The sequence below is a fragment of the Bradyrhizobium sp. 35 genome, assembly GCF_023073215.1.
Classification (GTDB): Bacteria; Pseudomonadota; Alphaproteobacteria; order Rhizobiales; family Xanthobacteraceae; genus Bradyrhizobium; species Bradyrhizobium canariense_D.
Map to the genome: position 1 here is coordinate 320,812 of NZ_JADPJC010000017.1, position 23,921 is coordinate 344,732.

The 23,921-nt window shown below is 65.0% G+C and carries 20 protein-coding genes and 1 pseudogene; 8 read left to right on the top strand and 13 right to left on the bottom strand.

Annotated elements, in window-relative coordinates; all coding sequences use genetic code 11:
• Window positions 1–27: 27 nt before the first annotated feature.
• A complete protein-coding gene (locus IVB36_RS03895) occupies window positions 28–762 on the bottom strand; it encodes a TerC family protein (RefSeq protein ID WP_018457923.1) in 735 nt (244 codons plus the stop codon).
• Window positions 759–1,526: a phosphatidylcholine synthase gene (pcsA, locus tag IVB36_RS03900; protein WP_085353096.1), complete on the bottom strand. Its 768-nt coding sequence runs from the start codon at window positions 1,524–1,526 to the stop codon at window positions 759–761. Before pcsA ends, IVB36_RS03895 begins: the two co-directional genes overlap by 4 nt.
• 87 nt (window positions 1,527–1,613) lie before the next feature.
• On the opposite strand from pcsA, the gene IVB36_RS03905 reads away from it, so the two are divergent.
• Window positions 1,614–2,798 carry a UbiH/UbiF family hydroxylase gene (locus tag IVB36_RS03905; RefSeq protein WP_247390709.1) on the top strand — a complete coding sequence of 395 codons (1,185 nt, stop codon included), beginning with the start codon at window positions 1,614–1,616 and terminating at the stop codon, window positions 2,796–2,798.
• A 7-nt stretch (window positions 2,799–2,805) separates the two neighbouring features.
• Here the strand turns inward: IVB36_RS03905 and IVB36_RS03910 are convergent, their stop codons facing one another.
• Window positions 2,806–3,759 carry an AEC family transporter gene (locus IVB36_RS03910; protein ID WP_085353099.1) on the bottom strand — a complete coding sequence of 318 codons (954 nt, stop codon included), beginning with the start codon at window positions 3,757–3,759 and terminating at the stop codon, window positions 2,806–2,808.
• A gap of 106 nt (window positions 3,760–3,865) precedes the next feature.
• On the opposite strand from IVB36_RS03910, the gene hspQ reads away from it, so the two are divergent.
• Entirely contained in the window at window positions 3,866–4,195 is a 330-nt protein-coding gene (hspQ, locus tag IVB36_RS03915; protein ID WP_018457927.1) for a heat shock protein HspQ, read from the top strand.
• A gap of 77 nt (window positions 4,196–4,272) precedes the next feature.
• Here the strand turns inward: hspQ and IVB36_RS03920 are convergent, their stop codons facing one another.
• Complete coding sequence (locus IVB36_RS03920) at window positions 4,273–5,097, bottom strand: invasion associated locus B family protein (protein WP_018457928.1); 825 nt, start codon at window positions 5,095–5,097, stop codon at window positions 4,273–4,275.
• A gap of 260 nt (window positions 5,098–5,357) precedes the next feature.
• Between IVB36_RS03920 and IVB36_RS03925 the strand changes: the two genes are divergently transcribed.
• The 3 genes from IVB36_RS03925 (at window position 5,358) to IVB36_RS03935 (ending at window position 10,045) form a co-directional block, all read left to right on the top strand.
• Complete coding sequence (locus IVB36_RS03925; protein ID WP_085353101.1) at window positions 5,358–7,226, top strand: extracellular solute-binding protein; 1,869 nt, start codon at window positions 5,358–5,360, stop codon at window positions 7,224–7,226.
• Between the two features lie 4 nt (window positions 7,227–7,230).
• On the top strand, window positions 7,231–8,733 hold the full coding sequence (locus IVB36_RS03930) for an AMP-binding protein (RefSeq protein WP_247390710.1): 1,503 nt from the start codon (window positions 7,231–7,233) through the stop codon (window positions 8,731–8,733).
• Between the two features lie 85 nt (window positions 8,734–8,818).
• Window positions 8,819–10,045, top strand: a complete 1,227-nt coding sequence (locus IVB36_RS03935) for a GGDEF domain-containing protein (protein WP_247369964.1) — start codon at window positions 8,819–8,821, stop codon at window positions 10,043–10,045.
• Between the two features lie 202 nt (window positions 10,046–10,247).
• Here IVB36_RS03935 and IVB36_RS03940 read toward each other — a convergent pair whose 3' ends face one another.
• The 3 genes from IVB36_RS03940 to IVB36_RS03950 form a co-directional block, all read right to left on the bottom strand.
• A complete protein-coding gene (locus IVB36_RS03940; protein WP_018457932.1) occupies window positions 10,248–10,457 on the bottom strand; it encodes a cold-shock protein in 210 nt (69 codons plus the stop codon).
• Between the two features lie 237 nt (window positions 10,458–10,694).
• Window positions 10,695–14,213, bottom strand: coding sequence for a transcription-repair coupling factor (mfd, locus tag IVB36_RS03945; RefSeq protein WP_247390711.1), 3,519 nt, complete (start codon window positions 14,211–14,213; stop codon window positions 10,695–10,697).
• Window positions 14,210–14,500: a succinate dehydrogenase assembly factor 2 gene (locus tag IVB36_RS03950; protein ID WP_018457934.1), complete on the bottom strand. Its 291-nt coding sequence runs from the start codon at window positions 14,498–14,500 to the stop codon at window positions 14,210–14,212. The genes mfd and IVB36_RS03950 overlap by 4 nt, the downstream gene beginning before the upstream one ends.
• 183 nt (window positions 14,501–14,683) lie before the next feature.
• On the opposite strand from IVB36_RS03950, the gene recG reads away from it, so the two are divergent.
• The gene (gene recG, locus IVB36_RS03955) at window positions 14,684–16,792 is read left to right on the top strand and encodes an ATP-dependent DNA helicase RecG (RefSeq protein WP_247390713.1); all 2,109 of its coding nucleotides are present in this window, start codon (window positions 14,684–14,686) and stop codon (window positions 16,790–16,792) included.
• Here recG and panE read toward each other — a convergent pair.
• From panE to IVB36_RS03975, 3 genes and pseudogenes are all read right to left on the bottom strand, one after another.
• Window positions 16,789–17,711: pseudogene (gene panE, locus IVB36_RS40345) on the bottom strand (2-dehydropantoate 2-reductase). The gene recG and the pseudogene panE sit on opposite strands and share 4 nt — an antisense overlap.
• 66 nt (window positions 17,712–17,777) lie before the next feature.
• Window positions 17,778–18,608: a helix-turn-helix transcriptional regulator gene (locus tag IVB36_RS03970; RefSeq protein ID WP_026233463.1), complete on the bottom strand. Its 831-nt coding sequence runs from the start codon at window positions 18,606–18,608 to the stop codon at window positions 17,778–17,780.
• Between the two features lie 106 nt (window positions 18,609–18,714).
• Window positions 18,715–19,104: a hypothetical protein gene (locus IVB36_RS03975; protein WP_018457938.1), complete on the bottom strand. Its 390-nt coding sequence runs from the start codon at window positions 19,102–19,104 to the stop codon at window positions 18,715–18,717.
• 177 nt (window positions 19,105–19,281) lie between these two features.
• Here IVB36_RS03975 and IVB36_RS03980 point away from each other — a divergent pair, with 177 nt between their 5' ends.
• Window positions 19,282–19,797, top strand: coding sequence for an AAA family ATPase (locus IVB36_RS03980; RefSeq protein ID WP_085353112.1), 516 nt, complete (start codon window positions 19,282–19,284; stop codon window positions 19,795–19,797).
• Between the two features lie 28 nt (window positions 19,798–19,825).
• Here the strand turns inward: IVB36_RS03980 and IVB36_RS03985 are convergent, their stop codons facing one another.
• The 3 genes from IVB36_RS03985 to glmS form a co-directional block, all read right to left on the bottom strand.
• Window positions 19,826–20,683 (bottom strand): NAD(P)-dependent oxidoreductase, encoded by an 858-nt coding sequence (locus IVB36_RS03985; RefSeq protein ID WP_085353114.1) that lies wholly within the window; start codon window positions 20,681–20,683, stop codon window positions 19,826–19,828.
• Between the two features lie 104 nt (window positions 20,684–20,787).
• Window positions 20,788–21,561 carry a DUF502 domain-containing protein gene (locus tag IVB36_RS03990; protein ID WP_018457941.1) on the bottom strand — a complete coding sequence of 258 codons (774 nt, stop codon included), beginning with the start codon at window positions 21,559–21,561 and terminating at the stop codon, window positions 20,788–20,790.
• Between the two features lie 89 nt (window positions 21,562–21,650).
• Window positions 21,651–23,477: a glutamine--fructose-6-phosphate transaminase (isomerizing) gene (gene glmS, locus IVB36_RS03995; RefSeq protein ID WP_247296667.1), complete on the bottom strand. Its 1,827-nt coding sequence runs from the start codon at window positions 23,475–23,477 to the stop codon at window positions 21,651–21,653.
• A gap of 219 nt (window positions 23,478–23,696) precedes the next feature.
• On the opposite strand from glmS, the gene IVB36_RS04000 reads away from it, so the two are divergent.
• Window positions 23,697–23,915: a hypothetical protein gene (locus tag IVB36_RS04000; protein ID WP_018457943.1), complete on the top strand. Its 219-nt coding sequence runs from the start codon at window positions 23,697–23,699 to the stop codon at window positions 23,913–23,915.
• Window positions 23,916–23,921 lie beyond the last annotated feature (6 nt).

Here is a 23,921-nt window from a genome sequence, read left to right on the forward strand (position 1 = left end):
TTGTCAACTCGACGCGGGCTGGAACGCCTAGACCGACGGCTTGCCGGTCTTCCTGCGGTTGCGTTTCGCTAGCACGTTGAAAAACTCGACCGCTGCCGAGAACGCAATCGCGAAATAGATGTAGCCGCGCGGGATGTGGAATTGGAATCCGTCCGCAACCAGCGCGACGCCGATCAGCACCAGGAAGGCCAGAGCCAGCATTTTCGTGGTCGGATGCTCCGCGACGAACCGCGACACCGGTCCGGCCGAAATGTACATGATGAGACAGGCGATCACGACGGCCGCGATCATGATTTCGAGGTCCTGCGCCATGCCGATCGCCGTGATGATCGAGTCCAGCGAGAACACGATGTCGATGATCACGATCTGGACGATGACCCAGAAGAAAGCGTTACGAGGTGACTTCTCGCCGCCCTCGCCGTCATCGGCTTCGACCTCGCCATGAATCTCGTGCGTCGCCTTCGCAATCAGGAACAGACCGCCGCCGATCAGGATGAGGTCGCGCCAGGAGAAGCCGTAACCGGAAAACGAAAACACCGGCGCGGTCAGGCCGATCAGCCAGACCAGGAGGCTGAGCAGGATGATGCGGAAGATCAGCGCCAGCGCGAGCCCGATCTGGCGGGCGCGGTGCGCCTGCTTCTCGGGAATGCGCGAGACGATCACCGACAGGAAGATGACGTTGTCGATGCCGAGCACGATCTCGAGCGCGGTCAAGGTGAGGAGCGCGGCCCAGGCTTCGGGGCTGGTCAACAGGTGCATCATGCGAAGGATCTTGTCAGCCGTATCAATGCGTCGCTGAAGCTGATCCAGAGCGCGATCGCGCAGAGCGCGACAGTCACACCGGTGCCGACGCGAAAGTCCATCTGCAGCGTGTAGAAGGAGAGCAGAGCCCAGATGGCGATCAGCGACATCGTCAGCCAGCGCAGCCGCACGACGCGCACCGGATGCAGCACGTGGAACGGCACGAAGGTCAGCACCACCAGGGCCGCTACTAGCAGCGTCGAGAGCAGAGGCGGCCAGTGCAGCAGAAACAGATAGAACGCCGCCGCATTCCACAGCGCCGGAAAACCGCGGAAATGATTGTCGTCCGCTTTCATGCGCAGATCGGCGAAATATAATGCGCTGGTGACGATGATGGCGACGCCGAGCAGGGGAGCTGCGACCGGCAGCAGCAAGCCGCTGGCCACGATCGCATAGGCCGGCACGAAGACGTAAGTGACGAAATCGACCACGAGGTCGAGCACGTCGCCCGACCAGTTCGGCTGCACGTCCTTGACGTTGAGCCGGCGCGCGATCGGCCCGTCGATCGCGTCGATGATGAGGGCGACGCCCAGCCATTGAAACATCGCCGCCCAGTGCTCACGCACGGCCTCAAGCATCGCCAGCAGCGCGATCGCCGCACCGAACGCGGTGAAGATGTGCACCGAGAAGGCAGCGGCGCGGATCGCGGGCCTGGGCTTCAGGGAATCCTCTTGGCTGTCCATGACTTCTGCTATCAGAATGACACCGGTTTGCACATAAGCCATTGCGGCGCCTGGTCGCACAATTCGTCATAAAATCAGGGAAATATGAGTGGGCTTGAATTTGCCGCAGGGCATGTCCAATGTCGTTCCATGACAGATGCATCGACACTCTTTGACGCGGCCGTGATCGGCGGCGGACCGGCGGGACTGAGCGCGGCCATCGCATTGGCGCAGGCGGGCGCACGGACCGCGCTGGTGGCGCGTCGCATGCCTTATGCCGACAATCGAACCACGGCGCTACTCGGTGCCTCCGTCGATCTGCTGGAGAGCCTCGACGTCTGGCCGCGCTGCAAGGACAAGGCGGCCGCGCTCGAAATCATGCGGCTCGTCGACGACACCGGCCGGCTGTTTCGTGCGCCGGAGGTCCGGTTCTCCTGCCACGAAATCGGCCTCGATGCCTTCGGCTACAACATCGACAACCGCTCGCTGATGCTGGCGCTGGAAGCGCGCGCGGCCGAACTGCCCGGTGTCGTCCGTTTCGACGACGAGGCCGAAACTGTCGTCATCGAAGCCGATGACGTCGCGATCCGCACGGCCGCTGCGCAATTTCTCTCGGCCCGCCTCGTGGTCGGGGCCGACGGCCGGCATTCGCTGTGCCGCGAAGCCTCCGGCATCGCGGTGACGCGGCGCGAGCTGACCCAGACGGCACTGACTTTCAACGTCGGGCACGCGCGGCCCCACCGCAACGTCTCGACCGAGTTCCACACCCCGCATGGTCCTTGCGTGTTCGTGCCCCTGCCCGGCGATCGTTCCAGCGTCGTCTGGGTCTCGGCGCCTGCGGACGCCGAGCGGCTTCGCGGCCTGAGCGATGAGGAATTGTCCGCCGCGATCGAGAAGCAGTCGCATTCAATCCTCGGGCGCATGACGGTGGAGCCGGGCCGCCATCTGTTCCCGCTGGCGATCGAACGTCCCAAATCCTTCGGCGGCGACCGCATTGCGCTGGTCGGCGAAGCCGCCCATGTGGTTCCCCCGATCGGCGCCCAGGGTCTCAATCTCGGCCTCCGCGATGCCGCCGACATTGCGAGGCTTGCAGGCGAGGCCATCGCATCAGGCCAAGATCCCGGCGCAGCAGACGTGCTCAAGCGTTATGACCGGGCGCGGCGTCCGGACATCCTGAGCCGGACCTTTGCGATCGACATTGCCAACCGCTCGCTGCTCAACGATTTCCTGCCACTCCAGCCCGTCCGCGCGGTCGGCATGCACCTGCTCGGCGCGATCGGCCCGCTCCGGCGTTTTGCGATGCGCGAGGGGCTCACACCGACTTGGCGGAAGTAACCGCCGCTCAAGGAAACGCCAGCCGGCCAGTCTGGATCGCCCACATCACGCTGGTCAGCGTGACCACGGACGCAAACGTCCCGAGCAGCACCGCGACGGAGGCAGACTCGATCCAGGCGTCGTTCTGCCGGGCGATGACGAACACGTTCAGCGCCGGCGGCAGCGAGGCCATCAGCACGGCGGTGGCGGCCCAAGGCTGCGCGAACGGGCCGAACGCCAGCATCAGGCCCAAAGCTGCGAGCGGGTGGACCAGGAGCTTGATCGCGATCACGCCCGGCACTTCCCACGGGACCCGATCGAACGGGCGGAGCGCCACGGTCACGCCGAGCACGAACAGCGCGGTCGGAGCGGCTGCGTTCTGGAGGAAGGTGATGGTGCGATCGAGTGCGACGGGCATCTCGATATGCAGCGATGCGAAGGCCGCGCCAAAACAGGCCGACATGATCAGCGGGTTGAGCACGATCTGCTTCAGCACGACGCCGAAGGCATGCACGATCGAGGGATGATCGCGGTCGGAGAGCTCGATCAGTAACGGCACGATCGTGAACAGGAAGATGCTGTCGCAGCAGAAGATCAGCGCAGTCGGGGCGGAGGCCTTCGGCCCGAGCACGGCGAGCGCCAGCCCCGGTCCCATGTAGCCGATATTGCCGTAGCCGCCGGAGAGCCCGGCGAGCGTCGCCTCGCGCAGCGTCAGCCCGCCCAAAACCTTGCCGACGACCAGCGCGAGCGTGAACGCCGCAACGGTCGACAGGGTGGTCGCGACCAGGAACGGCGGGTTGTTCAATTCCGAAAACGGCGTCTTCGACATGATCGCAAACAGCAGCGCCGGCAGCGACACATAGAGCAGGAAGAAGTTCATCCAGGCGAGGCCCGATTCTGGCAGGGATTTGACCTTGCCACAGGCGAATCCAACGAAGATCAAGCCGAAATATGGTAGAGCCAGATTGAGGATATCGACCATTGATGAAGTGTTTTCTGAAGATTGGGGGCCTATCTGCCCCGCAACCGCGGGTTAATTCCAGATCAGGGCACTAGCATCGGCCACAATCCTGGTCTATCGACGGGGAATGATTAAAGCGCGGACCGCCAAATTCCAGATCGGACAGGTCGTGCGCCACCGGATCTTCTCGTTCCGGGGCGTGATCTTCGACATCGATCCGGAATTCAACAACACCGAAGAGTGGTGGCTGTCGATCCCCGAGGAGGTGCGGCCCCACAAGGACCAGCCGTTCTATCACCTGCTCGCGGAGAACTCGGAGTCGGAATACGTCGCCTATGTCTCCGAGCAGAATCTCGTGCCGGACGATTCCGGCGAGCCGGTCCGGCATTCCCAGGTCGCCGAGATCTTCGTCAAGGACAAGACCGGCTATCGCCCGCGCAATCCTTCGCTGAACTGAGTTTCGAAGCCATCAACTGGCCAGCAAAAAAGGCGCTCGAACCGAGCGCCTTTTTCATGTGCGGGATTGATCCCTGATTACTTCTGTCCGGCCGGAGCGGCGCCAGGCGCTTGCTGCTGCTTCTTCTGCAGCTCTTCAGCCTTCTTCTGGAGCTCTTCCTGCAGCTTCCTCTGGGTTTCCTCGAACACCTTCGGATCGGTCGGCGGGCCGTCATAGGCCTTCTGGAATTCGCCGGCGAGCGGCAGCGGCAGCGTCAGCGGTGCGCCGTTGGCATTGATCGCCTGAACAACGAGGTTCTGGCCCTTCTTCATGTTGTTGATGAACTCGGGCGTGGCTTCGTAGTCGGACATGCAGCCGTTCTGGAAGCAGATCACATACGGGCTCTGCAACGGCGGATTGTTGTCCACGATGATGCGGGTGCCGTGCACCAACTGCATGCCGAGCGGCAGCGTCACGCGCAGGATCTTTTTCGGCTCGCCTTCTGGCTCGATGATGACGGCCGCGATGACCGGCTGGCCCGACTCGATACGGCCGTCCTTGCCGGTGAAGCAGACCTGCTTGGCATTGGCGTCCTGGCCCTTGAGGCAGAACTTGGTCCAGGGGGCGTAGATCAGCTGGATTTGCTGATCGGCCGGCTGGGCCGCGCCCTGCTGCGCTGGAGCGCCCTGCGCCGGAGCGCCCTGGGCGGGTGCCGGCTGGGCCGGTGCCTGAGCGGCCGGCGCCGGAGCCTTGGGGGCAGCCTTCGGAGCGGCCTTCGGGGTCGCCTTGGGCGCGGGCGTGCCCGGAGCTGGCGCGGGAGCCTGGGCCTCGGCGGCAAACGGGACGGCCAACGCCGTCGCCGTCAACAAGGCGAGAAGTCGCCCGCGCGGCCGGACGGACGCGGCCAAGTAACGGAAATTCATTGCGGAAAACCCTTTCTGAACGGGAAGTGCCCGAACCGCTTCGACGCACCGAGCCTGGCCGCGTTGGGCGCGGCTCTCTCCCCGTCAAATGAGGCAGATAAGTGACGGGCTCGGCGCTCTTGCGCGATTGCGTGCCTTCTTAACGTGGCCGACGAAAAGATCAATGCCGACAAGCGCCTTTGACCGCGCGTCGGCGTGCGCCCCCGGGAAAATCCCTGTGATAGGATTCAGGCCTGCGGTCTTCGAATCAACGTGTCCACATGTTCATGTTCCAGCGCCTTCTCGAGGGCCGTCCTGAAGGTCTTTGCGTCCGCCTCTGTGTCCTGGCTTTCGCCTTGGGGCTCCCGTTCGCCTTTGGGCTCCCGGCCAGCGGCGCAGGGGCCGAGGAAGCCCACGCCATCGCCATGCACGGCAAGGCGGCGATGCCAGCCGATTTCACCCACATGCCTTACGTCAACCCTGACGCCCCCAAGGGCGGCCGGCTGACCTGGGGCGTTCTCGGCACCTTCGACAGCCTCAATCCCTTCATCGTCAAGGGACTGGCCGTTCAGCCGGTCCGGAACTACGTGGTCGAGAGTCTGCTCGCGCGCGGCAATGACGAGCCGTTCACGCTCTACGGACTGCTCGCCAGATCGGTCGAGACCGATGACGAGCGGAGCTTTGTCACGTTCCACATCGATCCCCGCGCGCGCTTCTCCGACGGCAAGCCGGTCCGCGCCGAGGACGTGCTGTTCTCCTGGCAGTTGCTGCGCGACCACGGCCGCCCAAACCACCGGCAATATTACGGCAAGGTGGCAAGGGCCGAGGCGCCGGATCCCCTCACCGTCCGCTTCGACCTTGCGGGAGCCAATGACCGCGAACTGCCGCTGATCCTCGGCCTGATGCCGATCCTGCCGAAACATGCGGTCGACGTCGCGGCTTTCGAGGAGACGACGCTGTCGGGCCCGGTCGGCTCCGGCCCCTATCGCGTCACCGCCGTGAGGCCCGGTGCCAGCGTGACGCTCACCCGCAATCCCGACTATTGGGGCCGTGACCTCGCCATCAATCGCGGGCTCTACAATTTCGAGGAGATCAGGCTCGACTATTTTCGCGAGGCCAACGGCCAGTTCGAAGCTTTCAAGCGCGGCCTCTATGATTTCCGCATCGAGCACGAGCCGCTGCGCTGGCACGACGGCTACGACTTTCCCGCGGCGAAGAATGGCGACGTGATCCGCGACACCTTCAAGCCGGGCGTGCCGCAACCTTCCGAATTTCTGGTGTTCAACACGAGGCGTCCCATATTCGCCGACATCCGCGTGCGCCAGGCCTTGACGCTGCTGTTCGATTTCGAGCTGGTAAACCGCAACTACTTCTTCAACCTCTACTCGCGCGTCGCCGGCTATTTTGCCGGCTCGGACCTCTCAGCGTATGGCAAGCCTGCGGATGCGCGCGAGCGCGAGTTGCTCAAGCCGTTCGCCGCGCAGATCCCGCCTGACATCATGGACGGCAGCTACCGCCTGCCGGTGACCGACGGTTCGGGCCGCGACCGGACCACGCTGCGCGCGGCGCTGAAGCTGTTGTTGGAGGCCGGCTACGATCTCGACGGCACCGTGCTGCGCAACCGTGCGACCAAGGCGCCCTTCACCTTCGAGATCCTGGTCACGACCCGCGACCAGGAACGCGTCGCGCTTGCCTTTCAGCGCGACCTCAGGCGCGCCGGCATCGAGCCCAGCGTGCGATCGGTCGATCCCGTGCAGTTCGACCAGCGCCGGCTCGCCTACGAATTCGACATGATCCAGAACCGCTGGGACCAGTCCCTGTCGCCCGGCAACGAGCAATATTTCTACTGGGGGAGCGCTGCCGCCGACAGTCCGGGCACCCGCAACTACATGGGGGCCCGGGATCCCGCGGTCGATGCGATGATCGCCGCACTGCTGGAAGCCCGTGAACACACGGATTTCGTATCCGCGGTGCGGGCGCTCGACCGCGCTTTGATCTCCGGTTTCTATACAATCCCCCTGTTTAACGTATCCGAGCAATGGATCGCGCGCTGGAATCGGATAGAACGGCCAGAGGCCACCTCGCTGTCCGGCTATTTGCCGGAGACCTGGTGGTCGAAGGGGCAGCCGCAAGCTCATCAAGCAAAGTGACGCCGTGAACCAGCCAGCCGTATCGCCGACGCTCGACACACTGTTTCAGCGCACGCTGATGCGGCAGCCGCACGCGACCGCTCTGCTCGACCCCCTGAACAAGTTCCGCGTGACCGGGCACGAGCCGCGGCGGATGAGCTATGCCGAGGCTGACATCGCCATCCAGGCGCTGTCCGCCTATTTCGTCGAATCAGGCCTGCCGGCCAATTCCGTCATCGCCATCCAACTGCCGAATACGGTCGAGTTCGTGCTCACCGTTCTCGCCGCCCATCGCGCCGGTCTTGTCGTCGCCGTGCTGCCGCTGCTCTGGCGCCATGCCGAACTGACCGCCGCTCTCAATCGTACCGCGGCGCGCGCCATCGTCACCATGAGCACGGTCGACGGCGTCAGCTATGCCGATCTCGCCATGCACGCGGCCGCGGAAGCCTTCTCGATTCGCCATGTCTGCGGCTTCGGCACCAACCTGCCCGAAGGCATGGCCTCGCTCGACGACGTGCAGGCCCGTCCGCCCGGCACAGCGCGCGCCGTGATTCAGGATGGCCGCAAGGCGGCGATGATCTCCTTCGACGTCACCGCGGAAGGCTTTCGTCCGGTGCCGCGGCCGCATTTCAGCCTGATCGCCGGGGGGCTCGCGATGTCGCTGGAAGCCGACATCAGGCAAGGCGCAACCGTGATGGCGGCGTTCACGCCGATGTCGTTCGCAGGGCTCGCCTCCTCGCTCGCGGTGTGGCTGCTGTGCGGCGGCACGCTGGCGCTGCATCACCCCTTCGAGAACGACGTGCTGGAGCAGCAGATCAATGCGCACGAATGCGACGTGCTGATCGCACCGGCACAGTTCGCCCAGCGGCTCGGCGATTCCGAGCTGGCGGCGCGGATGCCGAGCTTGCGCAACGTCATCGGCCTGTGGCGCGCCCCCGAGCAGGTGTCGGCGAGCGAGGCATGGATTGCGCCGCATGCGCCTTTCACGGACGTCTATCTGTTCGGCGAGGCCGGATTGTTCGGCGCCCGGCGTGGCGAGGACGGCATGCCGGTGCCGGTGATGCCGGGACCGCACGGCGCGCCGCGCGAGCAGTCGGGTTCGTCGATCGCCGGCGAGATTCTGCTGACGCCGAAGGGCACGCTCGGGCTGCGCGGCCCTATGGTGCCGATCGCGGCCTACGCCCCGCCGCCGCCGGTCGGCGACACCCTGATCGCGCAACCGCCACGCGACTATGTCGATACCGGCTATGCCGCGCGGCTCGATCGTCCGAGCGGCGCGATCTGCATCACCGCGCCGCCCTCCGGGATCATGGCCGTCGGCGGCTACCGCTTCCTCTCCAACGACCTCCAGGAATGGGCGCGACGGCTCGGCCAGGGCGCCCTGCTGACCGCGCTGCCTGACCGGCTCTCTGGTCACCGGCTCGCGGGCCGCGCCCAGGACAATGCCCGCGCCCGCGAGGCGCTCAGCGAACTCGGGCTTAACCCCCTGATGGTCGAAGCTTTTCGCGACCGCTCCGGGCCGGTCTAAGCGTAGTTTCGACCGTTCCATTGACGCTGCATTAAGGCGGCCGGAGTAGATTGCGCGGCACCTGTCGCGTGATCAGAGTCTCTCGATGTCCCAGGCCGGCCCGATCCTGTTTGTGTCCAATGGCGAGCGGCCGACCTTCCTTGCGGCGCTGGACGAGGCGCGATTCTTTCCCGTGATCGACACCGGCTGGGCCGGCGCTGCGCGCGCGGTCGAAGAGGTACAGCCGGCCGCGGTTCTCGCCGCGATGCATGCCGGGCACGAGCCGCATCTGGCGCCGCTCGCCAGCAAGATCGCAGAGCAATCCCCTTACCTTCCCTTCGTGGCATTGGATGCGGCGGGCGCGCTCCCGCACAACGTCCTGCCCTTCTCTTCCTCGCGCGCCGGCCATTCCGAACGCCTGATCGCGCGGCTTCGCGCCGCTCTACGGATTCGCACGCTCCATGCCACGGTGCTGCGCCGGCTGCCAGAGGTCAAAGTCGCGCTGCCGGAGGCTGATCCCGTTCGCGATGCCACGGTGCTTCTGATCGGCCGCGGCGCGGCTTACCCCGCGCTTTCCGTCGCGCTCGGCGAGCGCGTCGGCGTGATCGGGGCGCTCTCGATCGAGGCAGCGGCCAAGCATCTCAACACCCGCGACCTCGACGGCGTCGTGCTCGCCGAAGGTTTTACCCCCCGCGTGACCGATGCCTTTCTCACGGTGCTCGCCGAGGACACCCGGTTCCGCAGCCTGCCCGTGGTCGTCACTGCGCATCAGTTGACGCAGACTTACGACCTGCCCAATCTTGAACTGATCCCTGGCGAGTCGGCGAAGGTCGCCGCCAACGCGCTGCCCCTGATCCGCCAGCACGCCATGGAAGCCCAGCTGAGCCGTACGCTGCGCTCGATCGATGCCGGCGGCTGGCTCGACCCGCGCAGCGGCCTGCTCACGGCGGAAGCTTTTGCGCGTGATTTTGCCAAGGCGGTCGAGCAGACGCTGGCCCGCGGCGGCGGCCTCTCGGTCGCACGCTTTGCCTTCGATCCCGGCAATTCCCGAGCCCAGCTCGATGCCGCGCGCATTCTCAGCCGGCTGATGCGGCAGATGGATTTTGGCGTGGCGCAGAAGGACGGCTCGGTCGTCGTTGTGTTCGCGGAGACCGACTTCCGCACCGCCCACATGATCGCCCGCCGCCTCTCCGCGGTGATGCGGCACACGTCGAACGGCAAGCACGAGATGCGCAGCGATCCCGTCGTTTCGGTGGATTCGCTGTCGCCCTCGGATACGGCAAGGTCGCTGCTTGGGCGGCTGTCGGCCGAGGCATCGCGGGCGGCGTCGTAATCATCCGCGAGCGCTCGCTGCCGTCGGAGCTCGACTGCTCACATGTGGAAGCTTTACGCGAAACGCACCGTTCGCATTCTCATTCGCGAGGGCCGGCCGCTGGCGCAAAAAACCCGCGGCCGGTAAACGGTCGCGGGTCAAAAAATCAGAAGCTCTGCCAGTACATCCGTGGTCAAAGCAACGTCATTGGGATTGCGACAGCCTATGCGGCGCGCAGATCTTCAGCAGCAGACTTGCCGGTCTTGCGATCTGCAACGATTTCAAAAGAAACCTTCTGCCCTTCGTTGAGGGTATTCATGCCGGCGCGTTCAACGGCGCTGATGTGAACGAAGACATCCTGGCTGCCCTCGTCCGGCTGAATGAATCCGAAGCCCTTTTGGCTGTTAAACCACTTCACAGTTCCCGTCGTCATGGGGATCGTCCTTTAAGATAGATAAACGTTTAGCCGCGCTCAGAAGCGCGGTGGGTGTCGTCGAGATCTGGAGGGAGGGTCGTCAGTCAGGCGCGCTTTTCAGCGGCGAGGCCAAGTCGTTCGGCCGAAACTCGATAGACCGAACCTAGCAACTGTTCGATCATTGCGCAAGTGATCATATGTCGCTGTTCGGGAATCCGAGTGCGGCGCGTCGTTTCGCGCCGCCTCCGGAAACCTCTACGCCGCCTTCTTGCTCTGCGCGAGCTGCGCCAGCTGGCGCATGATCTCGGTGGTGCCGGCCAGACGCTCTTCCGGCGTTTCCCAGTCCTGCAGGAACACCACCTTCATGTCGGGCCGCACCTTCGCGGCCTGGCCGTGGCTGCGGATGAAGCTCACCAGCCGGTCGGGATGGGCGAAGGAATTGTCGCGGAAGGCGATGACGGCGCCCTTCGGACCGGCATCGATCTTGCCGACATTGGCTTGGCGGCAGAACGCCTTGATCGCGGCGACCTTGAACAAATAGCGCACCTCGTCCGGCAACACGCCGAACCGGTCGCGCATCTCGGCGCCGAAGTTCTCGATCTCCTCCTCGCTGTCGAGGTCCGCGAGCCGGCGGTAGAGTGACAGCCGCACCGAGAGATCGCCGACATAATCCTCCGGAATCAGCACGGGCATGCCGATGGTGATCGTCGGCGACCAGCGGTCGGCCGCGGGCTCGGACACACCAGCCTTGAGGTTGACGATCGCCTCCTCCAGCATCGATTGATAGAGCTCGAAGCCGACCTCCTTGATATGGCCGGACTGCTGCTCGCCCAGGATATTGCCCGCGCCGCGGATGTCGAGGTCGTGCGAGGCGAGCTGGAAGCCCGCGCCCAGCGTCTCCAGCGATTGCAGCACGGTGAGCCGGCGTTCCGCCTGCGCCGTGATCTTTTGCTGCGCCGGCAGCGTGAACAGCGCATAGGCCCGCAGCTTGGAACGGCCGACGCGGCCGCGGAGCTGATACAGCTGGGCGAGGCCGAACATGTCGGCGCGATGCACGATCAGCGTGTTGGCGTTGGGGATGTCGAGGCCGGATTCCACGATCGTGGTCGACAGCAGGATGTCGAACTTGCCGTCGTAGAACGCGGTCATGATGTCCTCGATCACGGCGGGCGGCATCTGCCCGTGCGCGACCGCGACCTTCATCTCCGGCACGTTCTTGTCGAGGAAATCCCTGACCTCGGCGAGGTCGTCGATGCGCGGCACCACGTAGAACGCCTGGCCGCCGCGATAGCGCTCGCGCAGCAGCGCCTCGCGGATCATCAAGGGGTCGTGCGGGGCGACGAAGGTGCGGACCGCGAGGCGGTCGACCGGGGGCGAGGCAATGATCGAGAGCTCGCGCACGCCGGTGAGCGCCAATTGAAGTGTGCGTGGAATCGGCGTGGCCGACAGCGTCAGCACGTGCACCTCGGCGCGGAGCTGCTTCAGCCGCTCCTTGTGGGTCACGCCAAAATGCTGCTCCTCGTCGACGATCAGCAGGCCGAGATCCCGGAACTTGATCGACTTGCTGAGCAGCGCATGGGTGCCGACGACGATGTCGACCGAGCCGTCGGCGAGGCCCTTCTTGACCAGATTGAGCTGCTTGGCGGGCACCAGCCGGGAGGCCTGGGCGACCTGGACCGGGAAACCCTTGAAACGGTCGGTGAACGTCTTGTGATGCTGACGGGCGAGCAGCGTGGTCGGCACCACGACCGCGACCTGCTTGCCTTCGAGCGCCACCGCGAAGGCGGCGCGCAGCGCCACCTCGGTCTTGCCGAAGCCGACGTCGCCGCAGATCAGCCGGTCCATGGGACGGCCGAGCTCGAGGTCCTTCAGCGTGGACTCGATCGCACCAAGCTGATCCTCGGTCTCGTCATAGGGGAAGCGCGCGCAGAACTCGTCGTAGAGGCCCGGCTGCACCGGCAGCTTCGGCGCCTCATGGAGGTGGCGCTCGGCGGCGATCTTGATCAGCTCGCCCGCGATCTCACGGATGCGGTTCTTGAGCTTGGCCTTGCGCGTCTGCCAGCCCGAACCGCCGAGACGATCAAGTTCGACCGTGGTCTGGTCGGAGCCATAGCGCGACAGCAGCTCGATGTTCTCGACCGGCAGGAACAGCTTGGTCTCGGCGGCATAATGCAGCTCGAGGCAGTCATGGGGCGCGCCGGCGACGTCCAGCGTCTGCAGGCCGATGAAGCGGCCGATGCCGTGATCAACGTGGACCACGATGTCGCCGGCGGCGAGGCTCGTCACCTCCGAGATGAAATTGTCGAGCTTGCGGCTCGCCTTGCGCGGTCGGACCAGGCGATCGCCAAGGATGTCCTGCTCGCTGATGACAGCGATCTCGTCGGTCTCGAATCCGCTTTCGAGGCCGAGCACGGCCAGCATGGTCTCGTTGCGCGGGGTCGCCTGCACCGTGCGCCAGCTGTTGACGCTGGTCACGGGGGTGAGCTTGTGATCGCGCAGCATCGAGGTCATGCGGTCCCTCGAGCCCTCCGTCCAGAGCGCGATGACCACCTTCTTGCGGTTTGTCAGTAGCCCATGCACATGTGCGACGACGGCTTCGAAGACATTGACCTTGTTATCGTTGCGCTCCGGGGCGAAGTCTCGTCCCTTGCGTGCGCCGGCATCGACCACGCTGATACCATCAGCAGGCACCGAAAACTGCGTCAGCCGCACCAACGGCATCCCGCTCTCGCGCTTGCCCCATTCCTCCTCGGTCAAATAGAGCCTGTCAGGCGGCAGCGGCTTATAGATGGCGCCGCCGCCCGGATGCTCCATCGCATCGCGGCGGGCCTGGTAATAATCGAGGATCTGCTTGAAACGCTCGCGGATGGCGTCCTCGGCCTGCGGCTCGATCGCGACGCAAGCTCCTTGCAGATAGTCGAACAGCGTGTCCATCCGGTCCTGGAACAGCGGCAGCCAATGCTCCATGCCGGGATGGCGGCGGCCCTCGCTGACGGCCTCGTAGAGCGCATCGTCGCGCTCGGGCGCGCCGAACTCAGCGACGTAGCCCATGCGAAAGCGGCGGATGGTCTCGGTGACGAGCTGGAATTCGGAGATCGGCACGAGATCGAGCGCGCGCATGTCGAGCAGCGTGCGCTGGGTCTCGGCATCGAAGGTGCGGATCGATTCCAGGCTGTCGCCGAAGAAATCGAAACGGACGGGCTGGTCCAGGCCGGCCGGAAACAGGTCCAGAATGCCGCCGCGCACCGCGTATTCGCCGGGCTCGCGCACGGTCGAGGAGCGGTTGTAGCCGTTGTGCTCGAGCCAGGCGATGATGGTATCCATCGGCACGACGTTGCCGGGCGCGACCGACAGCGCCTGCGCCGCGACGAGCTCGCGCGCCGGCACGCGCTGTACCACGGCGTTCACCGTGGTCAGCACGATCAGCGGCTTGTCGCTACCGGTCAGTGACGCCAGCCGCGCCAGCGTCGTCAGGCGCTGCGCGAGGACGCCACCATGCGGCGAGACGCGGTCATAGGGCTGGCAGTCCCAGGCCGGGAAGGTCAGCACGGGCAAATCGGGCGCGAAGAATTGCAGAGCACGTTCGAGCTGCTGCATCCGCGGCCCGTCGCGACAGATCACCGCGAGGCTGACAGCCGGCTTCTTCGGCCGCGCCGCGATGGCGCGCGCGAGATCAGAGATGACGAGGCCCTCGGCACCCTCGGCAACATTGGCAAGCGTGAGCGCGCGGCCGGGCGTGAGCAGCTCGGCCGGCGATTTCATCCCCTGCTTCATACGTCGCGGTCCGCGATCGGAAACCCCTTGATGCGCGCAAACAGCGGGCCGATGACGTCGGCGGCAAGCACCTTGTCGCCGGTGATGGCGGCATAGAGGTCGGGATCGGCCTCTTCGAGCAGGGTCTCGAGCTGCGTCAGCTCGTCATCGGACAGATTGCCGATCTCGGCATCCGCGAACCGGCCGAGGATCAGGTCCATCTCGCGCGTGCCGCGGTGCCAGCAGCGGAACAGAAGCCGCTTGCGGCGGTCGTCCAGCCCGTTGCTCGATCGTGTCGTTCCCGTCATGTCTCAATTCCAGTCAAACGCCAAAAGCCCGGACGTGCCGGGCCGGGGTGATATAGCCACTCGGGCGGGCCCTGTCAGCCCTCGATTTGTCATGGCCCGCTGCCCCGCAGGGGCACGAAAAAACACGTGGATGCCGGGCATAAAGCCGGGCATGACGAGCGAAAACGGTCCTAGATTCGCCTGATGCGCCCCAGCCTGCTCAACCCGCTGTTTGCCCCCGTGACCAGCCTGCCCGGCGTCGGTCCGAAGCAGGACAAGCTGCTGCAATATCTGCTCAGCCGCAATGAGACGCCGCGGCTGGTCGATCTGTTGCTGCATTTGCCGAGCCAGGTGATCGACCGTCGCGCCCGGCCGAAGATCCGCGACGCCGTGCAGGGAACCATGGTGACGCTGGAGGTCACGGTCGACCGCCACCGCCCGCCCCCGCCGCGCAATGCGCGCGCGCCCTACCTCGTTTACGCCAGCGACGACACCGGCGACGTCGTGCTGACGTTCTTCCGCGCAAAGCCCGGCTATGTCGAGAAGCTGCTGCCGATCGGCGAGAAGCGCTTCGTCTCCGGCACGCTCCAGATGTACGACGCCATCCCGCAGATCGTGCATCCCGACCGGGTGCTGGACGAGGAGGCGATTTCCAAACTCTCCGGCATCGATCCCGTCTATCCCTTGACCGAGGGCCTTGCACTCGGCTCGCTGCGCCGTGCGGTCGCGCAGGCGCTGCAGAAGCTCCCGGCACTGCCGGAATGGATCAGCCCGGAGGTGCTGCGCCGCTGCGGCTTCCCGCCGATCGCCGAGGCGCTCACCCGCGTGCACCAGCCGGTCGAGCTCACCGACATTCTGCCCGACCAGCCGTTCTGGTCGCGCCTCGCCTTCGACGAACTCCTGGCCGGGCAACTTGCGCTTGCCCTGATCCGCGCCCAATTGCGACGCCCGGCCGGTGTGCGCAACGCCGGCGACGGGCACCTCCGCAACAAAATCATCGATGCCCTGCCCTATGCGCTGACAACCTCCCAGCGCGACGCAGCAGCCGCCATCGCCAATGATCTACAACAGCCGGTGCGCATGTTGCGCCTGCTCCAGGGCGACGTCGGCTCCGGCAAGACCGTGGTCGCGCTGCTGGCCGCCGCTGCCGTCACTGAGGTCGGCAAGCAGGCCGCCTTGATGGCGCCGACCGAAATTCTGGCTCGTCAGCATATCAAGACCATCGCGCCGCTCGCCGAGCGCGCGGGCATGCGGGTCGCGATCCTCACCGGCCGCGAAAAGGGCAAGGAGCGGCGTGACCTGCTGGCACAACTCGAAGCCAGCGAGATCGACCTGCTCGTCGGCACCCATGCGCTGATCCAGGACGACGTGATCTTTAGCGATCTCGCCCTCGCCGTCGTCGACGAGCAGCATCGTTTTGGCGTGCGCGAGCGGCTGGCGCTGACGGCAAAGGGCGAGGCCGTCGACGTGCTGGTGCTGAGCGCCACGCCGATTCCGCGCACGCTGGTGCTGACCTATTTCGGCGACATGGACATCAGCGAGCTCAGGGAGAAGCCGGCCGGCCGCCAGCCGATCGAAACTCGCACCATATCGATGAGCCGCCTCGGCGAGGTCACCGACAGCATCGGCCGCGCGCTCGAATCCGGCAAGCTGGTCTACTGGATCTGCCCGCTGGTCGAGGAATCCGAGGCCGAGGGTACCGAGCACCTGACCAATGCGACCAAGCGCTTCGAAACCCTGCAAAAGCGTTTCGGCGACCGTGTCGGCCTCGTCCACGGCCAGATGAAGGGCACCGAGAAGGACCGCGTCATGGGCCAGTTCGCCGCCCACGAGATCGGTCTGCTGGTCGCGACCACCGTGGTCGAGGTCGGTGTCGACGTGCCGGCGGCGACCATCATGGTGATCGAGAACGCCGAACGCTTTGGCCTCGCCCAGCTTCATCAATTGCGCGGCCGCATCGGGCGCGGCTCGGAGGCCTCGACCTGTCTGCTGCTCTACTCCGAGCCGCTCGGCGAGATGTCGAAAGCACGGCTGAAGGTGATCCGCGAGACCACCGACGGCTTTCGGATCGCCGAGGAAGATCTGAAGCTGCGCGGCGAAGGCGATGTGCTCGGCGTGCGCCAGAGCGGCCTGCCCGGCTACCGCATCGCCCGCTCGGAGGTGCACGGCCAGCTCATCACGCAGGCCCGCGACGAGGCGCTGCGCATCCTGAAGGACGATCCAAAACTCAAGGGCGAGCGCGGCGAGGCACTGCGCTGCCTGCTGTATCTGTATGAGCGGGATGAAGCGATCCCGCTGATCGGAGCGGGTTAGCTGGCCGCTCGTTGCCGCCCAATCTCATAAGCCGCCACATGCGCCCGGGCGAGATCCAGCAGGGGCGTGTCGATGCCGAGTGCACGGGCCCGGTTGGCCATATCGCCGAGGATATGCTCCGCCTCGGTGACCGAGCCGCGCTCGATATCACGCAGCATCGAGGCCTTGAGCGGGGAATCCGGGGTCGTGAACAGCTTGCGGTCAAACTCGATGAAAGGCGCTCGCGGCTCAAAACCCGAGGCCGTGGCGACGGCGCAGCATTCGGCAAACAGGCGGAAGATGGATTGCTCGCCGTTCGGAACGGCCAGAATGTCTCCGATGCTTGCACGCAGGTGATGCCGGCGAGCGTCGAGAGCTGGACGAATTTCTCCCACATGTCCTGCATGATCGCTTCGCTGGCGCGCACGTCGATACCGGGCACGTGCAGCAGCGTCTCCAGGGCGAGCACACGCTCGCTCAACGACCCCCCGATTTCGCCGAAGACGATGGTCTGATTGGCCATGAACTGAACGACGCGACCATCCGCATCGAGCCCGGCACTGACGTTCGCGAGCCCGCCGAGAACCTGAGCGGCGCCGAACCGCGCCGTCAGGGCGTCGACATGTTTCAGCCCGTTGAGGATCGGCAAAATCATCGTGTGGGCGCCAACGGCCGGGGCAAACTGGGCCATCGCATCGTCGAGCGAGTAGGATTTCACCCCGACGAGCACGACGTCGAACGTTTCCTTGAGGTCGTTGGCCAGGATGATCTTCGGCTGCACGGCGAAATCGCCCTGCGGGCTCACGACCTGCAATCCATTCCGCCGCAATTGCTCCGCACGCCCGGCCCGCACCAGAAAGTTCACGTCGCCGCCGGCTCGGACCAGGCGCGCTCCGTAGTAGCCTCCGAGCGCTCCCGCGCCGATCACAAGCACTCTCATTCGAACTCCCATTGCGGAGTGACCGCTTTCGCAGAAACAATAACAGATGAGCCTCGCGACGTCTCCTCAACCGGCGTGCGCGCGCAAGAACCTGCCGTGCTCGGCTTCGGTCCCCTCGTTGGCGGGGAACATGCACTCGAGCCGCAGCTCCTCCGCCGTCACCGTCTGCGGCGTTCCAACCGTCGTGATCAGGGAGAAGTAGTCCAGCGTCACACCGTCCTTGACGAAGGACAACGGGATCATCGGCATCGCATCGGATGCCGACGGCGCACGCCATTCCGGCTTCACCCCGGGGTATTGCGACAGCTCCTCCAGCAACGCCTTCGTCCTGATGTCAACCACGTGTCCGACTGCCTCGCGATACACCCGCGCCAGCAGCCCGCGTGCGGTCTGCGGCCAGTTCGCGATAAAAGGGCGCATGCCCTCCGGATCGAACATAAGATGCAGCAGGTTTCGTGGCGCCGGCCGTGCGGACATGTCGATGAAGCAATTGAACAGAAGCGGCGCGGCCTCATTGGTCATCAGCACGTTCCAGTACCGGTCCATGACGATGGCGGGAAACGGCTCGTGCTGACGCAGCATGCGTTGCAGGGCACGGTTGATGCTCGTCATGCCGGGCGCCTCGAGCGCGGGCTCGGAATAGGACGGCGCATAGCCGGCGGCCAGCAGCAGCTCGTTGCGTTCGCGCAAGGGCACGTCGAGGGCTTGCGCAAGGTCGAGCAGCATCTGGCGGCTCGGAACGCTGCGGCCGCTCTCGACGAAGCTGATGTGCTTCTGCGAGACGCCGGCGTCGAAGGACAGGTCGAGCTGCGTCTTGCCGCGAATGTCCCGCCATTGACGCAGCAGCGCGCCCGCGGAACTGGCGCGCGTCTTGAGGGCACTGGCCGTCGCTTTCATGGCCGACTGATCCTTCCTGTCGATGTGCGGCATCGTCAACGCGCATCGGCGGCGGTACGTCGGCTTGTCCGAGGCACCACCGCCGATGGTAGCAGGTTCGTGGCGATCAACCGAAGGCGACCGGCCCCACGGCACCGACCCAGTGCCGTACCTTGGTGTCGTTCCTCTCGTCCATGTAGAAGAAGTGCGTCATCGTGGGATGAACCGTCTTCATTGAGGGATCATCGGGTGTCATGTCCACGACACCCCGAAACACCTTCAGCGAGCCCGCGTCCCAATATTCGGTGATGTGATGGAGCGCGGTGAATCCGGTGTCGATGAAGGCCTTCAGATTGCCGCGGATCGCCTCGCGCCCCTTCCAATCGGCGACGCCGAGGTTGCAAACGGCATCTTCCGTAAAACAGTCGAAGCCTGGTCCGAAGGTCTTGTTGTCGATCTCCCGCCACATGTCGAGCAGCCATTGCGGCGGTTCCTTCTTCGTAAACACGACTTGCATAGCTCTCTCCTCATGCACCGACACACACGCGACAGGAGGCTTGATGGAATGCTTCCTGTCGGGTGAATGACCGGGACAGTAGCCAGGCTGCAGATGAGCTCAATTACATGCCAGGTAATAACGCGCGTTCGGAGGCCTCCTCTTTCCCTTCGCCCGACTTTATGGAACCCTACGACGATGCGCCGGATCATCGTTGTAGGCTGTCAGGGTAGCGGAAAGACGAGCCTCTCCCGAAATCTCGGGCAAAAGCTCGCGCTGCCGGTGGTGCATCTCGACGTGCTCTACTGGCGGCCGGGATGGAAGCCATCCGACAAACCGAACTTCCGAGCACGGGTTACTGACGCGATCGCGGGCGACGCATGGGTTGTCGACGGCAGCTTCTCGGGACTTGCCTTCGATCTCACGCTCGCGCGCGCCGATACGCTGGTCGTCATCGACCGCCCGCGCTGGCTCTGCCAGTGGCGCATTCTCCTGCGATCCGCCTTCGATCGCGACAAGGCCCGGCCTGATCTCCCGGAGGGGTGCCCCGAGCAGTTCGACTGGAAATTGATGCGCGAGGCGTGGCGCTACGACACCGAGCGCGCGCCTGTCATCGAGGCCGAGCGTATGCAGTATGGCGCTGACGTTCCGGTCGTGCGCTTGAGACGCGATCGAGACATCCAGGGGTTTCTGGATTCGCTGCACGGCACATGATGGATGGCGGTGACGTGAGACCGGACGATCAGGATTTCTTCTGCGCGATGCGCGCGGCGAATGCCTTCATCAGGTCGGTATCCGCCGCCTCGCCTTTCGCATCCTCGGCGAGGTGGTCGAACCAGCGCGCAAAGCCTTCGTAAACCTGGCTCGCCGGATGATCGGGGCCGAGGAAGCCGGAAATCTCCCGCATCTCCGCGACCCAGCGATAGGCTTTCGGAATCATGTCCGGCAGCGCGACTTCGAGCCGGGCCAGAACCGCGGGCTGGCTGAGTGCGAGTTCGTCGCGCAGCGCATCCGCAGCCCCCGCTTTCGTTGCCGCGACCACCATCGCCGCGCCGATCCCGGCGAGGCCCTTGACGATCCCGGCATAGGACATTTTCAGCGCGGACGCGGCACCGACCGGCCCTTCGACGATCCGCACGTCGAGCCCGAAATCCTTCAGCACGGCGACATCCTTGGCGTGCTCGCCCGACATGTAGAAGGCCGGGCTCTTGCCACCGGGCTGGGGCGGGAACCCGATGATGCCGGCATCGACGAACGGCGCCTGTGCCGAGCCGATGATCTCCTCGATCCTCATCACGGTATCGACGTTGACGGCATTGCAATCGACCACGACCGGCTTCTTCTCGCGCCGGACGATCAGCCCGGCCAGCCGCTCGGCGAGCGCCACGGCTTCGCCCGGCGGCACGATCGACAGGATGATGTCGGCGTCCGCGATCGCGTCGTCCTCGGCGCCGATCATGCCGGCATCCGTGGCGCGTTTGCGCGTCGCTTCGCTCCGCCCTCTCAACGACGTCAGCACACGCGCACCGTGCTCGCCGAGACGGCGGGCCACGGCACTGCCCATGGCACCGGGCGCGAGGATCGCAATAGTTTTGGACATCGTGCACTCCAGATCGAAGCCCGAGCAACGCGCTCAGTTCAATCGGAGACTAGCAGAGGACGAGACGCCCGCGTGAACGGCGGCCATCCCGCAGGGGAATGGCCCTACTCCACCTTCGCAGGCTGGGGCTGCACCGCCGCCGAGGCGTTGGCAATACGCGCGGCATTCGCCATGCCCGCCAGCGCCGCTGCCTTCTTCGAATCGGGCGCTGAGCCCGGCTGCACGACGCCGGCCGACATGATCAGCGTCGCGGCATCCTCGGTGCTCATGTCGACCTCGACGATCTTGCTCTTGGGCACATAGAAGAAGAAGCCGGTCGTCGGGTTCGGCGAGCACGGCAGGAACACCGAGACGTGCTCCTCCTGACCCGGCAGGCTGCGGGAGACGTCCTCGTTCGGCGCTTGCGAGATCAGCACGATCGACCACATGCCCGGCGAAGGAAACTCAACCAGGCCGACTTTGCGGAAGCTCGAGCCCTTGCCCGAGAACAGCGTCTCGAACACCTGCTTCAGGCCGCGGTAGATGGCGCGTACCGCCGGGATGCGGCCGAGGAAGGTCTCGCCGACATCGACCAGTGTCCGGCCGATCAAATTGGCCGCAAGGAAGCCGACCAGCGTCAACGTGAAGAATGCGACGATCAGCCCCCAGCCGGGAATGACATAGGGCAGATAAGTCTCGGGCCGATAGGCCAGCGGCACGAACGGCCGCACCACGCCATCGACCCAGGTGACGAACCACCAGACCAGATACAGCGTGATCGCAATCGGCCCCGTCACGATGAGGCCGGTGAGGAAATAGTTACGGAAGCGGCCGATCAGGCCGGTATGCGGCTCGGGCACGGCATCAAGAGGCGCAGGCGCGTCGTCACGGGGGTTCATTCGGGTTCCAAGTCAGTCGCTTCGTCCAAGCTAGGGTCTTCTAGCAGGTTTTGGAAGACCACGAAGCGTCCCGCACTCGACCCCTCTGCCTATTCCACCGTCACGGATTTCGCGAGATTGCGCGGCTGGTCGACATCGGTCCCCATGATGACCGCCGTATGATAGGCGAGCAGCTGAACCGGGACCGCATAGACCATCGGCGTGAACGCCGCCGCCATATCGGGCATGACGATGGTGACGAGGGACTCGACGGTTGCCTCCTGCGCGCCTTTGGCGTCGGTCATCAGGATGATCTTGCCGCCGCGAGCGGCGACCTCCTGCATGTTGGAGACGGTCTTTTCGAACACCCGGTCGTAGGGCGCGATGACGACGACAGGCATGGTCTCGTCGATCAGCGCGATCGGGCCGTGCTTGAGCTCGCCGGCGGCATAGCCCTCGGCGTGGATGTAGGAGATCTCCTTCAGCTTCAACGCCCCTTCGAGGGCGAGCGGGAAGCTGGTGCCGCGACCGAGATAGAGCACGTCGCGAGATTTCGCGATCTCGCGCGCGAGCTTCTCGATCTGGAGCTCGGTGGTGAGCGCATCCGACATCAAACGCGGGATTTCGACGAGCCCGTGAACGAGCTTGGTCTCGTCCTCGTCGGTCAGTTCGCCGCGGGCCTTGCCGGCCGCGATCGCAAGATTTGCCAGCACCATGAGCTGGCAGGTGAACGCCTTGGTCGAGGCGACGCCGATCTCTGGGCCGGCCAGCGTTTGCAGCACGGTCTCGCTTTCGCGCGCGATCGTCGAGGTCGGCACGTTGACGACGGCCACCGTGTGCACGCCTTGGGCCTTGGCGTAGCGCAGCGCGGCCAAGGTGTCGGCGGTCTCGCCCGACTGCGAGATGAAGATGGCGAGATCACCCTTGCGCAAGGGCGCCTCGCGGTAGCGGAATTCGGAGGCGACATCGACCTCGACCGGCACGCGCGCGAAACGCTCGAACCAGTATTTTGCGACGAAGCCGGCGTAGCTCGCAGTGCCGCAAGCCGTGATGTTGATGCGCTGGATGTTCTTGAAGTCGAACGGCAGCTTGACCGGCAGCGAGACCCGCTCGGTCGCCATGTCGACATAGCGTGCCAGCGTGTGGCCGACCACTTCCGGCTGCTCGTGGATCTCCTTGGCCATGAAGTGGCGGTAATTGGCCTTGTCGACCAGCGAGGTCGAGGCCGCGTGCTTGGTCTTCTCGCGCTGGACGGCATGGCCGTCCTTGTCGAAGATCGAAGCGCTTGTATGGGTCAGCACGACCCAGTCGCCGTCCTCGAGATAGCTGATCGTGTCGGTGAACGGCCCGAGCGCGATGGCGTCGGAGCCGAGATACATCTCGCCGTCACCATAGCCGATCGCGAGCGGCGGACCGTTGCGCGCGCCGATCATCAAATCGTCCTCGCCCGCGAAGATGAAGCCGAGTGCGAACGCGCCGCGCAGCCGCGCCAGCGTCAATTTCACCGCTTCCACCGGCTTGTTGCCGCGCGTGAGCAGGTCGTCGACGAGATGCAGCACGATCTCGGTGTCGGTCTGGGTGTGGAACACCGTGCCTTTCTTTTCGAGCTCCTCGCGCAGCTCGCGGAAATTCTCGATGATGCCGTTGTGAACCACGGCGACACGCTCGGTCGCGTGCGGGTGCGCATTGTTCACGGTCGGCTTGCCGTGGGTGGCCCAGCGGGTGTGACCGATTCCGGTCGTGCCCTTGAGCGGCTCGGCCTCCAGCCGCTTCTCCAGATTCTTCAGCTTGCCCTCAGCGCGGCGGCGCTCGAGATGCTTGCCTTCAAGCGTGGCGACGCCCGCGGAATCATAGCCGCGATATTCAAGACGTTTGAGCGAATCCACCAATTGCTCTGCAACCGGCTGGCGCCCGAGAATGCCGACAATCCCGCACATGCGGATCAATATCCCCCAAATCGTCGAAAAATGGCCTAAACGACGCGCTCGGTTTTTAGCGAAGTTCCTAAGGAACCAGATACTCAATAATTATTGCTGATTGAGACAGCACCGACGGCGACGCGCCTCGCCGGCGGCGAACTGGCTGGGCCTTAAACCGCGCGCGTTAACTTGCTGTCAACAAATTTGGCCAACCCTTGCGTACCAAGGAGAGAGGCCATGAAAGGCTCATCCAACCGCAAAGGCCTGTCATCGATGGCGGTGCGCGCCAGCGAGACCACCGGCACGCACCTCGCGCATTGGCCGCCGCCCCAGCGCGGCAAGGAAAGCAAGCCCGTCTTCATCAAGCATGTCGCGGGCGAGCCGGCGAAGCGTGCCAAGCCGCGCGGCTGGCGCCTGACGCGCGCGATCTTCTCCGAATTCGCCGACGACGAATAGCGGCGT